At 66.9% G+C, this 13,483-nt stretch carries 9 protein-coding genes; 5 read left to right on the top strand and 4 right to left on the bottom strand.

The genetic code is table 11. The annotated features are described in order from the left end of the window. Window positions 1–2,622: bifunctional [glutamate--ammonia ligase]-adenylyl-L-tyrosine phosphorylase/[glutamate--ammonia-ligase] adenylyltransferase (glnE, locus tag ISS20_RS09980; protein WP_291436147.1), on the bottom strand; the 2,622-nt coding region annotated here is incomplete at its 3' end. A gap of 143 nt (window positions 2,623–2,765) precedes the next feature. Here glnE and ISS20_RS09975 point away from each other — a divergent pair. The 4 genes from ISS20_RS09975 (at window position 2,766) to ISS20_RS09960 (ending at window position 10,514) form a co-directional block, all read left to right on the top strand. Then, window positions 2,766–6,941 carry a YhdP family protein gene (locus ISS20_RS09975; RefSeq protein WP_291436145.1) on the top strand — a complete coding sequence of 1,392 codons (4,176 nt, stop codon included), beginning with the start codon at window positions 2,766–2,768 and terminating at the stop codon, window positions 6,939–6,941. Next, window positions 6,938–7,753: a carbon-nitrogen hydrolase family protein gene (locus ISS20_RS09970; protein WP_291436143.1), complete on the top strand. Its 816-nt coding sequence runs from the start codon at window positions 6,938–6,940 to the stop codon at window positions 7,751–7,753. Before ISS20_RS09975 ends, ISS20_RS09970 begins: the two co-directional genes overlap by 4 nt. Continuing rightward, a complete protein-coding gene (locus ISS20_RS09965) occupies window positions 7,750–9,798 on the top strand; it encodes an ATP-binding protein (protein ID WP_291436142.1) in 2,049 nt (682 codons plus the stop codon). Before ISS20_RS09970 ends, ISS20_RS09965 begins: the two co-directional genes overlap by 4 nt. 86 nt (window positions 9,799–9,884) lie before the next feature. Then, on the top strand, window positions 9,885–10,514 hold the full coding sequence (locus tag ISS20_RS09960) for a response regulator (protein WP_291436140.1): 630 nt from the start codon (window positions 9,885–9,887) through the stop codon (window positions 10,512–10,514). Window positions 10,515–10,560: 46 nt separating this feature from the next. Here the strand turns inward: ISS20_RS09960 and ISS20_RS09955 are convergent, their stop codons facing one another. Together ISS20_RS09955 and ISS20_RS09950 are read right to left on the bottom strand one after the other, a co-directional pair. Beyond that, entirely contained in the window at window positions 10,561–11,211 is a 651-nt protein-coding gene (locus tag ISS20_RS09955) for an OmpA family protein (RefSeq protein WP_291436138.1), read from the bottom strand. Between the two features lie 196 nt (window positions 11,212–11,407). Beyond that, a complete protein-coding gene (locus ISS20_RS09950) occupies window positions 11,408–11,554 on the bottom strand; it encodes a hypothetical protein (protein WP_291436137.1) in 147 nt (48 codons plus the stop codon). Between ISS20_RS09950 and ISS20_RS09945 the strand changes: the two genes are divergently transcribed. Continuing rightward, on the top strand, window positions 11,487–12,710 hold the full coding sequence (locus ISS20_RS09945) for an MltA domain-containing protein (protein ID WP_291436135.1): 1,224 nt from the start codon (window positions 11,487–11,489) through the stop codon (window positions 12,708–12,710). The genes ISS20_RS09950 and ISS20_RS09945 overlap by 68 nt on opposite strands. 148 nt (window positions 12,711–12,858) lie before the next feature. Here ISS20_RS09945 and ISS20_RS09940 read toward each other — a convergent pair whose 3' ends face one another. Then, window positions 12,859–13,344 (bottom strand): Lrp/AsnC family transcriptional regulator, encoded by a 486-nt coding sequence (locus ISS20_RS09940; protein ID WP_291436132.1) that lies wholly within the window; start codon window positions 13,342–13,344, stop codon window positions 12,859–12,861. Between the last annotated feature and the right edge of the window lie 139 nt (window positions 13,345–13,483).

The raw sequence follows: 13,483 nt of genomic DNA, 5'->3' as shown, positions 1-13,483 counted from the left end.
GGCGTCGGCCGCTGCGTGGCCCACGCCCGCGGGTAGCAGGCCCACCTGCTCGGCACGCTGCAGCAGTGCAATGTTGCCCAGGTTGCCACGCAATTCGGGGTGGGCGGCAGACTGCGACAGCACCAGGTACTGCACGGCAAACTCGGCGTCCACCATGCCGCCCGGGCTGTGCTTCACGTCAAAGCGCCCGGCCGGCGTGGGGTGGGCCGAGCGCACCCGCTCGCGCATGGTCACGATCTCGCCCCTCAACGCCAGCGGGTCGCGGGCAGAGGTGATGACGGCCTCGCGCACAGCGTCAAAGCGCTCGCGCAAGGCCTCGCTGCCCATCACGAACCGCGCGCGTGTCATGGCCTGGTGCTCCCAGGTCCAGGCGGTGTTGCTGCCGCGTTGCTGCTGGTAGTTGGCGTAGGCCTCGAAGCTCGTCACCAGCAGGCCCGAGTTGCCATTGGGCCGCAGGGCCGTGTCGATCTCGTACAGGTCGCCCTCGCCGGTCTTGACGGTGAGCCAGTTGATGAGCTTGCGCACAAAGGCCGCGTATACCTCGGGTGCCCGCTCATCGTCGTCGTCGAACACAAAGACGATGTCCAGGTCGCTGCCGTAGCCCAGCTCCTTGCCGCCCAGCTTGCCGTAGCCAATGATGGCGAACTGGGGTTCGTCGCGGTGGCGGTTCTTGAGGCGGCTCCAGCACCACTGGCTGGTGATGCGCAGCACGCTGTCGGCCAGCGCGCTCAGGTCGTCGGCCACCTGCTCGACGGTGATGCGGCGCTCCACATCGCGTGCCAGGGTGCGGAAGGTCTCGGCATGCTGCGCACGGCGCAGCAGGTTGAGCAGGGTTTCGTCGTCATCCTCGCCGGTAGAGCGCAGCGACGCCAGGCGCATGCCCAGTTCGCGTTCAAAGTCGGCCACCACAAAACGTTCGGACAACAGTGCATCGCCCACCAGCTCGTCGATCACGCCGGGGTGCTGCAGCAGGTAACGCGCGGGCCACTTGGCCGCCCCCAGCAGGTGCAGCAGCTGTTCGTGTACCGAGGGCCGCTCCAGCAGCAGCGCTAGATAGCTTTCGCGCCGCAGCAGCGGCTCCAGCCAGTTGGCCAGGCGCACGGTGGCCTCTTCGGTGACGCGTCCTTCCTTGAGCCACTGGGCCGTGCGCTGCACCAGGCGGAACAGGCGGCCCCGCGCTTCGTCACGCAGCCCGGCCACGCGCGGGTGGTTGCGCCACTCGGCCACCCGCTCGCGAAAGCCCGGCGGCAGTTGCTCCAGCAGGCCTTCCAGCTCTGGAGGCGGCGGTGCTGCCGCCCGGGGGCCGCCACAGCCGCCACCACTGCACTGTTTTTTTCCGTTGCCACCCAGCAGGGTGTCGAACTCCTGGGCCACCAGCTCGCGGTGGGCATCCAACTCGTGCAGGAAAGCGCAGCAGTCCTTGTAGCCCAGTGTGCTGGCGATCCAGGCCAGGTCGTCGTCGCGCGTGGGCAGCACGTGGGTCTGCTGGTCGTCCAGGTACTGTATGCGGTGCTCCACCCGGCGCAGGAACACATACGCCCGGGCCAGCGCGTCGGCGGTCTCCTGCGGCATGAGGCCCGCATGGGCCAGGCGCTGCAGCGCATCGAGTGTGGGGCGGCGGCGCAGCTCGGGGAACTGCCCGCCCCGTACCACCTGCAGCAACTGCACGGTGAATTCGATCTCGCGGATGCCGCCGCGCGAGAGCTTGACGTCGTTGGCGCGCTCGGGGTGCCCGGCGCTGCGTTTGGAGGCATGGTCCCGGATCTGGCTGTGCAGCGAGCGCAGTGCGTCGAACACGCTGTAGTCCAGGTAGCGGCGGAACACAAACGGCAGTACCACGCCACGCAATGCCTGCACTTCGGGCCGACCTATGCAGTCGCGCGGGGCGACCACACGGCTTTTGAGCCAGGCAAAACGCTCCCATTCGCGGCCCTGCACCTGCAGGTATTCCTCCAGCGCTGCCAGGGACACCGATGCTGGACCCGAGTTGCCGTTGGGCCGCAGGGCGAGGTCCACCCGAAAGACAAAACCGTGCTCGGTGGTGTCGCCCACCAGGCTGTAAATGGCCTTGACGGCGCGCGCAAAGTATTCGTGGTTGGAGATGCGGCCCCGGCCATCCGGTGTGCCAGCGGTCTCGCCATCGTGCTCGTACACATATATGAGGTCGATGTCGCTGGAGACATTGAGCTCGCGGGCACCCAGCTTGCCCATGCCGATGATCCACAGCTGCACGGCCTGGCCCTGTGGGCCGCGCGGGGCGCCATGGCGCTCGTCGAGTTCTCGGCGCGCCTGTTGGCAGGCGCGGTCCAGGGCCAGCTCGGCCAGTTCGGTGACTGCCCGGGTGATATCGGCCAGCGGCGTCTGCGCTTCGCAGTCGAGCTGGATGAGCCGCTCCATGACCAGCTGGCGCAACACGCGCAGCGCGGTGCCGGTGTCGCAGCCGCGCGCACACAGTGCCTCGTAGGCCTGCTCCATGGTGGCGAGCACCGGCACGCCCGGTGGCAGCAGGAGCAGGTCGTTCGCGTAGCGGCGGTGCAGGCGCTGGTAGAAGCGGGAATGCTCAGCCAGGGGCCCCTCCGGCAGGGGCTGATGGCAGCGGGGGTCAGACAGAGAAGGATGCATGGCAGCCACAGCCGGATGTTGGACGGGGAGCGGGGTGCTGGGCTGGGCGCCCGGCCGCGTACAAAAGGTCACTGGGCGCGCGGGTCGCGAGTGAACCCACGCCAGGGCTGCGGGTCATAATTCCTGCCACTTTCCATCTCACCATGATCGATCCCACCTCGCACCCCTCACGCCTGCTGAAAATAGTCGCAGGTTTTGCGCGGTGGTCGCTGGGCTTGTTGCTCGCCTTCTGGCTGCTGCTGACCATCGCATGGGGGGCTCTTCATGGCTGGATTGTGCCGCGAATTGGTGATTTCCGCCCACAGTTGCAGGCGCAGGCCGCACGGGTATTGGGGGTTCCTGTGCAGATCGGCGCCATCGTGGCCCGCACCGAGGGGTTGATCCCTTCCATTGAACTCTCCGACGTGGCGTTGCTGGATGCATCGGGACGCACTGCGCTGCACCTGCCCCGGGTGGTGGTGGCGCTGTCGCCGCGCTCGCTGCTGCAATGGGGGTTCGAGCAGCTTTACATCGAAGGCCCTGACCTGGATGTGCGCCGGGCGAGCGACGGGCGCATCTATGTGGCTGGGCTGGAGTTTGCCCAGAACCAGGGCGACAGCAGCGCGGCGGCGGACTGGTTGTTCTCGCAGGGCGAGGTGTACATCAAAGACGGAACGGTACGCTGGACCGATGAGCAGCGCGGCGCTCCGGAGCTGGCGCTGGAAAAGGTGGACCTGGTTTTACGCAATGGCAACTGGCGCCACAACCTCCGGGTGGACGCCACACCGCCGCCGGAATGGGGTGACCGTTTCACCCTGGTGGGTTTGTTTCGCGCGCCGCTGCTGCGCGCCCGCGATGGCAACTGGAAGCACTGGAGCGGGCAGGTGTTTGCCCATTTCACGCGGGTGGATGTGTCGCACCTGCGGCACCACGCCGATGTGGGCATCGAGGTGGCGCAGGGCCGGGGCGCGCTGCGGGCCTGGGCCGATGTGCGCAGCGGGCAGGTGGTGGGTGGCACGGCCGACCTTGCGCTGGCCGATGTCAACACCACCCTGGCCTCTGATTTGCGTCCGTTGGTGTTGCCCTCCATCCAGGGTCGTCTGGGGGGGCGCCGTTTGACGGGTGGCTTTGAGTTCTCGACGCAGGCGCTGCAGTTCCAGACCGATGATGGCCTGACCTGGCCGGGTGGCAACCTGCGGTTGGTGCACACCGATGCCAGCGGCAAAGCCCCGGAGCAAGGCGAGCTGCGCGCCGACCGGCTGGACCTTGCTGCCCTCGCGCAGGTGGCCAGCCGCCTGCCGCTGGGGACAGCCGCTCATGATGCATTGCGCACCTACACGCCCCAAGGGTTGGTGGACGAGATCCAGGCCAGCTGGAAAGGTCCGCTGGATGCGTTGCAGCAGTACCAGGTCAAGGGACGTATTCAGGGGCTGGCACTGGCGGGTGCCACCGATGGCTCGGCCCCTGACCACCTGGGGCTGCGCGGTGCGAACGTGGACATCGACATGACGCAGGCAGGGGGCAAGGCTGCGCTGACCATGGCGTCGGGTGCGCTGGTGCTGCCAGGGGTGTTCGAGGAACCCGTCCTGCCGCTGGACCGGCTCAGCGCCGATGTGCGCTGGCAGCTGGACGGCGGCCGCATCGCCGTGCAGGCCAATGACGTGCAGTTCGCCAACGCCGATGCCCAAGGGGATGCGCGTGCCACCTGGCACACCAGCGACGCAGCCAAGGCGCCCCACCGGTCGCGTTTTCCAGGCGTGCTGGACCTCACGGGCACGCTGCACCGTGCCGACGGCACCCGGGTGCATCGCTACCTTCCCTTGTCTATCCCCGCCGATTCGCGCCACTATGTGCGCGATGCGGTGGTGGCCGGCAACGCCAGCAATGTGCAGTTCCGCGTCAAGGGCGATCTGCACGACCTGCCCTTCAACGACCCCAAGCAGGGCGAATTCCGCATCGCGGCGCGCGTCAAGGACGTCACATATGCCTACGTACCTACCGCGCTGCAGCCTGCGGGGGCCTTGCCCTGGCCTGCGTTGACCGACCTGAGCGGCGAGCTGATTTTTGAGCGCTCGTCCATGCAGGTGCGCGGCGCCAGTGGCGGCTTTGCGGGCAGCAAGGGCTTGCGGCTGTCCAAGGTCGAAGCGCGCATACCAGACCTGGCGCACACCGTGGTGGGCGTCAGTGCCGACGCACGCGGCCCGCTGGCAGAGCTGCTGACGCTCATGGCCACCTCGCCGCTCGGGCGCATGACAGGCAACGCCCTGGAGCAGGCCAGTGGCACGGGTAACGCCGACTTCCAGCTGCGGCTGAGCCTGCCCATCAGCGACATCAACAAGTCCAAGGTGCAGGGCAGCGTCACTTTGGCAGGCAATGAGCTGCGCATCACGCCCGACACCCCCGCACTCACCCGCGTGCGGGGCGCCGTGCAGTTCAGTGAGACCGGGTTTTCGCTGTCCAATGTGCAGGCCCTGGCGCTGGGCGGCCCGGTACGGCTGGAGGGGGGCATGCGCGCGCTGGCGGCCAATGCCCCTGCCACCGAGTCGGCGGTGCAGATCCGTGCGCAGGGCACCGCCACGGCCGAAGGGCTGCAGCAAACCCCGCAGCTGGGCATGTTGTCGCAACTGGCACGCCGGGCCACTGGCAGCGCGCCGTACACGCTGGCCCTGTCCTTTCGCCGGGGTGTGCCCGAGCTGCAGGTCAACACCAGCCTGCAGGGCCTGGCACTGGCCCTGCCGCCCCCGCTGGGCAAGGCGGCGGACAGCGGCCTGCCCTTGCGTTTCGAGAACCAGGTGGCGCGCGAATCGCTGGTGGGTCTGGCGAGCAACAACGGCAGTGGGAGCAGCAATGCCAACGGCCTCAGTGCCCCCCCGCTGCGGGACCAGATCACGCTGGATCTGGGTTCACTCGGCTTGGCCACTTACCTGCGCGACCTGAGCGGCCCTCAGCCGCGCGTGTTGCGGGGCGCAATTGGTGTCGGCCTGAGCAACGGCGAGTCAGCCCCCATGCCTGCGCAGGGCGTGGCTGCCAACATCAGCCAGGGCAAGCTGGACGTGGACGCCTGGGACGAGGTGCTCACCCGGGCCACTGCGGCCGAACCCGCCACCCGCAGCCCCGCAGCGGCGACCGCGCCTGCCGGGCAGGCCGTGGCCCAAGACTACCTGCCCACCACCCTGGCACTGCGTGCGCGTGAACTCACGTTGCAGGGCCGCACGCTGCACAACGTGGTGGCGGGTGCGCTGCGCGACGGCACCACCTGGCGTGCCAACCTCGATGCCACAGAACTCAACGGCTACCTCGAATACCGCCCGCCCGGATCGCCCGAGTTCAGCAACGGCCGCTTGTTTGCCCGTCTGTCGCGTGTGAACATGCCGCAAAGCGACGTGACCCAGGTCGAAGAACTGCTCAACGAGCAACCGGGCAACCTGCCTGCGCTGGACATCGTGGTGGAAGATTTCGAGCTGCGGGGCAAGCGGCTGGGACGGGTGGAAATGGAGGCCCAGAACCGGGGTGGCGAGGGGGTGCAGCGCGAATGGCGTCTGTCCAAGTTCAACATCACGGCGCCCGAGGCCGCTTTCACTGCCAACGGCAACTGGGCGGTGCTCAATGCCGCCACTGCAGGCCCCCGCTCTGCAGAACGGCGTACGGTGCTGAGCTTCAAGCTCGATATCCGCGATTCGGGCGATCTGCTGGCCCGCCTCGGTATGGCCAACGTGGTGCGGCGTGGCAAGGGCCGCATGGAAGGGCAGGTGGGCTGGATTGGCGCGCCCTTCAGCCCCGACTACCGCACCATGACCGGGCAGATCAACCTGAATGTCGAATCCGGCCAGTTTCTGAAGGCTGATCCTGGCTTGGCCAAACTGCTGGGCGTACTCAGTCTGCAATCGCTGCCGCGCCGCCTGACTCTGGATTTCCGCGATGTGTTCAGCGAAGGATTTGCGTTCGATTTCGTGCGCGGTGATGTGCGCATTGAGCGCGGTGTGGCCACCACCAACAACCTGCAGATGAAAGGCGTCAATGCGGCTGTGCTGATGGAAGGCAGCGCCAATATTGACCAGGAGACGCAGGACCTGCGTGTGGTGGTGGTGCCCGAGATCAATGCCATGACTGCATCGCTTGTGGCCACGGCCATCAACCCGGTGATTGGGTTGGGCAGTTTTTTGGCGCAGGTGTTTTTGCGTGGCCCGCTCATCGAGGCTGCCACTCAGGAGTTCCGCATCGATGGCACCTGGACCGACCCGCGGGTGGTGCGCGTGGCCCGGCGCGGGCGCGAGTCGAGCCCCGCCACCGAGGCGACGCCCCGCGCCAGCCCACCCACCAAGACCGGAGAACCTTCATGAAAGTCGCTGCCATCCAGATGGTGTCTGGCACTGCCCTGGACGGCAACCTGCGCGTTGCGCGCGAGCTGCTGGAACAGGCTGCGCAGGGCGGCGCCGAACTGACCGTGCTGCCTGAGTATTTTTGCCTGATGGGGCACAAGGACACCGACAAGCTGGCGCTGCGAGAGACCGCCGGTTCTGGTGTGATCCAGCAATTTCTGGCCGACACCGCGCGCTCGCTGCAGATGTGGATCGTGGGCGGCACGCTGCCGTTGGCCACGGATGTGCCGGACCGGGTGCGCAACTCCACACTGGTCTTTGACCCGGAGGGTGCCTGCGTTGCGCGCTACGACAAGATCCACCTCTTTCGCTTCAGCGACGGCGCAGTGCAGTACGACGAAGGCCGGGTCATAGAAGCCGGCGACACGCCCGTGCACTTTGATGTGCAAGCCCGGAATGGGCGGCGCTGGCGCGTGGGGCTGTCCGTGTGCTACGACCTGCGCTTTCCGGAGCTGTACCGTGCGCACGCACTCGCTGGTGCCGACCTGTTGCTGGTGCCCAGCGCCTTCACTCGCACCACGGGACAGGCGCACTGGGAGGTCCTGCTGCGCGCCCGCGCGGTGGAAAACCTGGCCTATGTGCTGGCTCCTGCTCAAGGCGGTGTGCACGCCAACGGCCGCCACACCTGGGGGCACAGCATGCTGGTGGACCCCTGGGGCGATATCGTCGCGCAGCGCGATCAGGGCGCTGGCGTGGTCACCGGCGAGCTGGACGCGCAACGCTTGGGTGCCATGCGTGCCCAGCTGCCCGCATTGACCCACCGCGTACTGTGACGGCCGTCCCTGTCAAACGCACCCTGTTGCAGCGCTGGCGTGGCGCCTGGCGGCGCTGGTCGTTGTGGACTGCGCTGGTGCTGCTCGTGGTGTCCATGCTGGCCACCATGGTGTGGCTGGCCGGGCGCTACGAAGCCAGCCAGGTGCAGACCCGCCTGGAGCGCGACACGGCCGACGCAGTCTCTGACATCCGCACGGCGCTGACGCACAACGTGCAGAGCCTGCAGGCACTGCCCAGCGACAACCCTAGCCAGCTGGCCTGGGAGGTCGATGCCTCTGAGCTGCTGCGCAACCGGCGTGAGCTGGTGCGCATTGAGCTGCGCGACGCCAACCTGCGCATGCGCACCCATGTGCAGTCGCCCTACCGCCCGGTGGCCTGGGACATGCGGCTGCGCGACAGCGGCCAGTCGGACCTCACCATCGCCTGCGCTAACGCGCGTCGCCTCGGAGGGCCTGCGTACTCCAGCAGCTACTTTCAGCCCCATGGGGATGGCCTGGGCTCGGAGATGATGGAGCTGTGTGTTCCGCTGTCCGCCAGCGGCCGCACCATTGGGTATTTGGTAGCCACCTATGCGTTGCAGGACATCCTGGCCAATCTGGTGGGACATAACCTTACGCGCAGCCAGGAGGCTTCATTCACCGAGGCCGATGGCACACGACTGGCCGTGCTGGGTGCGGCGCGACGGGGCTCGCGCATGTTCTCGGCACAGCACCTGCTGGACTTGCCGGGCGGCACGCTGGTGCTGCGCATGGACAGCTGGCACAGCGCACCCAGCCTGTTCCCCAATGTGCTGACAGCCCTGGTGACGGCCATGTCGATTGCGCTGGTGACGGTGATGGTGGTGCTGGTGCGCGACAACCGCCGCCGCCTGCGCGCCGAGCGCGACCTGGCCGATGCGCTGGCCTTTCGCAAGGCGATGGAGGACTCGCTGGTCACCGGGCTGCGCGCGCGCGACCTGGAGGGCCGCATCACCTACGTCAACCCAGCCTTCTGCGAGATGGTGGGCTTCAGCCCGCAGGAGCTGCTGGGCTTGAGCATGTCGGCCCCCTACTGGCCGCCCGAGCGTGTGGAGGAATACCAGCAGCGCCAGGCCATCCGCTTTGCAGGCACCATGCCGCCGCGCGAGGGGTTTGAGTCCGAGTTCATGCGCAAGGACGGCACGCGGTTTCCGGTACTGATCATCGAGGCCCCGCTCATCAACGCCCAAGGCCAGCACACAGGCTGGATGAGCGCGTTTCTGGACATCAGCGAGCAGCGCCGGGTCGAGGAGCTGTCGCGCGCCTCGCAGGAGCGGCTGCAGGCCACTGCGCGGCTGGCCACAGTGGGTGAGATGGCGTCTTTGCTCAGCCACGAACTCAACCAGCCGCTGGCCGCCATCTCCAGCTATGCCAATGGTTCCATCAACCTGCTGGAACATGCCACGCCAGTGACGGCGTCTGCCCCCGAGTCCGATGCGCTGGAGGATGTGCGCATGGCCATGCGCCAGATTGCCCGCCAGGCCGAGCGCGCGGGCCGTGTGATCAAAAGCGTTCACGACTTCGTCCGGCGCCGTGACCAGGCCCGTGAGGCCGTGCACGCGCAGCAATTGCTGGATGCCATCCTGCCGCTGGTAAGCCTGCAGGCCCGCAAACTGGGCGTGCGCGTCAACACGTCGGTGGAGCAGGGCCTGGCGCCCGCGCTGTGTGACCGTACGATGGTGGAGCAGGTCCTGCTGAACCTGGCGCGCAATGCCATGCAGGCCATGGACGACCCCAGTGTGCGCACGCGCGTGCTGGATATCCGGGTGCGGCGTGCTGCCTCGAATCCGCACAATGGCTGGATCGAATTTGCGGTAACCGATGTGGGAACCGGGATTCCCCCTGAGGTCGCAGAAAGGCTGTTCACCCCGTTCTTCACCACCCGCCCGGAGGGCATGGGGCTGGGGCTGAGCATGTGCCGCACGGTCATCGAACAGCACGGCGGTTTTCTCGGATTTGCGCCGAATGAGCCACGTGGTACGGTATTCACCTTTACGCTGCCCGTGAATAATGGAACCACTCCGTGAGGTACGTTACAACGGCCAGCGCTCGGGCCGGGGTGGTTTCATCGTCAGCGCGTGACCGACATTGCAATGGACAACTGAACTGATCTATGGAGCCCATCACCAACGCCACCGTGTACATCGTGGACGATGACGCCAGCGTGCGCGAGGCGCTGGCGTGGTTGCTACGCTCGCGCAGACTGCCCAGCGAATCCTTTGATTCGGCCGAAGCCTTTGACGCCATGCTGCAGAAGCGGCCTCCCCAGCGACAGCCCTGCTGCCTGCTGCTGGATGTGCGCATGCCGGGCATGAGTGGTCTGGCACTGTTTGACGTGCTGGCCGCACGTGGGGATCTGTCCACCATGCCCGTGATCTTTCTCACGGGCCACGCCGACGTGCCCACCGCAGTGGACACCGTCAAGCGTGGTGCCTTTGATTTTTGCGAGAAGCCGTTTTCTGACAACGCGTTGGTGGACCGCATCGAGCAGGCGCTCGCGCAGTCGGCCGAGAGGCTGGCGCAGGTGCGCGAACGCAGCGACTTGCAGGTGCGACTGAGCGAGCTGACGGAGCGCGAGCGTGATGTGATGGACCTGGTGGTAGCCGGCCTGCCCAACAAGCTGATCGCTGACCAGCTCGATATCAGTGTGCGCACGGTCGAAGTCCACCGCTCACGGGTGTTCGACAAGATGCAGGTCAAGTCCGCCGTGGAGTTGGCCAACCTGCTGCGCACGGGACACTGAGCGCACCTGTCTGGCCTGGAGTTCGCAGTCCGGGCGGTCAGCCAGGTCAGCCTCGTGGTCGTTCACCCACAAAAATCTCGACCCGTCGGTTGCGCGCACGGCCTTCAGAGGTGTCGTTCGTGGCAATGGGGTACCGCTCGCCCAGACCTTCGATCACGATGCGGCGGCCATCCACGCCGCGCGCCGTCAAGTAGCTGCGGGTGCTGCCGGCGCGGTCCATCGACAGGGGGTTGTTGGTGGCATCGCTGCCTGTGCTGTCGGTGTGCCCCACGATGCGTACGTCAGTATTCGGGTTGTTGCGCAGGCCTGCGGCAAACTGGTCCAGTACCGGCGCGAAGTTGGGCTGGATGTCCGAGCGGCCCACGGCAAACGAGATGTCGCTGGGGATATTGAGCTTGAGCTGGTTGTCGGCCGTCTGGGTCACGGCGATGCCGGTGCCCTGGGTGGCCTGTTCCATCTCGCGTTTTTGGCGCTCCATGTTCTGCGACCAGATGTAGGTGCCGAGTGCCCCGACACCGGCGCCCACCACGGCGCCGGTCCCGGCGCTGCCGCCGGTGGCGGATCCGATGACCGCGCCTGCCAGCGCCCCAATGCCCGCTCCGGTGGCAGTGCGGCGCTGGGTGTCGTCCATGCTGGCGCATCCGGTGACCAGAACGATGGCGGCGGCAGCCCCGAGAATTTGAATGTGTGTGCGCATGTGTGTGCTCCTGGAAAATCGGTGGCGCTGGGTGGGCGGGCCTTGCACCCGCCGCGCTGCCGGAGCGTTATCGCGTCCCGTGCAGTGGCATCACCCAGCTCACGCCATCTTGGGGCCTGTGATGCGCATGCGACATCGGCACGCGGGCACATCGGTTGTAGGACAGTGCCGCCCCTGATTGGGGCTCATCGTCCGTTCAGGGTGATGGGGGCGGCGGTTTGTCGCTGTCGGTGGGCGGCGGGGCCTGGAGTTCGCCCCCCTTGCGGCCCGAGAACATGGTCCACCACACGATGGCCACCAGGACCACCAGCGCCAGCAGCGCTTCAAGCAAAATCAGCCCCATGAAATTGACACTCCTGCGCGTTGCTTTGACCGCACTGATTGTAGGAACGCTGGCCGCCTGCTCCACGCCCCCTGCCCCTGTCCCCGCACGCCCTGTGGGCACTCCTGCACCTCTGCCGCCCAGTGCGGCGGTGTTGCCGGGTGATACAGGCCCGCTGCCACCGCCCATGGCGCAGGCAAAAAGCCGCTGGATTCCCGTGCGCTGGGCTGAGCTGCCGGGCTTTACCGAAGATACATTGCACGAAGCCTGGAACGCGTGGATCAAAAGCTGCGAGCGGCCCCAGCCGCCCTTCACTGCGCTGTGCAGCGATGTGCGCCAGCTGAGCATTGCCACGGCCGATGAGCAGCGCGCCTGGCTCATCACACGGCTTCAGCCTTACCGCGTCGAGGCCACCGACGGCAACCCCGATGGTCTGCTGACGGCCTACTACGAGCCCATGATGGACGCTGCGCGCCAGCCCGGCAATGGTTTCACGGTACCCATTTACCGGGTGCCTGCCAGCTTGGGGGCGCGCAGGCCCTGGTACACGCGCCAGCAGATCGACACCCTGCCGGAGGCCCAGGCCGCGCTGGCGGGTCGGGCCATTGCGTGGCTGCGTGACCCTATCGAGTCCATGGTGCTGCACATCCAGGGCTCGGGCCGTTTGCGCATCACCGAGCCCGATGGCTCTGTCTCGCTGGTGCGGGTGGCCTACGCAGGCACCAATGACCAGCCCTACCAGAGCGTGGGCCGCTGGTTGCTGGACCAGGGGCTCACGCGCGATGCGACCTGGCCCGGCATCCGCGCCTGGGTGGCTGCCAACCCCCAGCGCACCAATGAGCTGCTGTGGAGCAATCCGCGCTATGTGTTCTTCCGCGAGGAGCCCTTGAGTCCGCTGGACGCCGGTTTTGGCCCGCGCGGCGCACAGGGCGTGCCTTTGACGCCGGGGCGATCGATTGCGGTGGACCGGCAGAGCATTCCCTACGGCACCCCCGTGTGGCTGGCCTCGTCCGGTCCGCAGGTGCAGCTCAACCGCCTGGTGCTCGCGCAGGACACGGGCAGCGCCATCCTCGGTGCGGTGCGTGCGGACTACTTCACGGGTTGGGGGCAGGAGGCGGGTGACATCGCGGGCCGGCTCAAGCAGAACCTGCGCCTGTGGGCGCTGTGGCCGCGCTAGGACCCTGTTTACGATCTCCCAGGGGCTCGCGTTGGAGCGCAATCGCCCGATTTCGCTTCAACCCTTCGGGCAGTGGTCTTGGCTTGCGGTCTGGGGTATTGCAGCGCTTGCCGATGGCACGGGCCAGCGGAACCAGGGCGGCGCGCCTTCAAGCGCGTGTGCGTGTGAGATGTGTCAGCGGCAGCGCCCCACTGGCCTTCACCTCGCCCAGCGAGAAGCTGGTGTGCATGTCTTTGACGTTGGGCAGGTTCAGCAGCACATCGCGCGCAAACTGCGAGAAGCTGTCCAGGTCACGCGCCACCACCTGCAGTTCGAACGTGCCGGTGCCGCTGATGTAGTGGCACGCCACCACCTCGGGGATCTTGCGGATGGCCTCCTCCATGGCCAAGGTCAGGCCGCCCGTATTGCGGTCGGCGTCCAGCCGCACAAAGGCCAGCACGCCCAGGCCGATCTTGTGCCGGTCGATCTCGGCCCTGTAGCCTTTGATGAAACCCGCCTCTTCCAGCGCGCGCACCCTGCGCCAGCACGGCGCGGCCGACAGGCCCACGCGCTGGGCGAGTTCGGCATTGGTCAAACGGGCGTCGGCCTGCAGCTCACCCAGGATGGCGATGTCGAATTTGTCTAAATTATCCATTTGTGGGCCATTTTAAGAATGATCCTTTCAAAAACAAGGGTAAACCTAGCATGAAAACGAAAGGACATATCCCCTCAGAGTGCATAAACTGCTTTGCAAACCATTGAACATGCGTCCGCCCCTGTCCACAAGGCGGTGG

Origin of the sequence: Acidovorax sp., from assembly GCF_016783915.1 — a bacterium.
In the GTDB taxonomy this organism is placed as follows: domain Bacteria; phylum Pseudomonadota; class Gammaproteobacteria; order Burkholderiales; family Burkholderiaceae_C; genus Acidovorax.
This window is presented reverse-complemented; position numbering and strand designations above follow the sequence as displayed.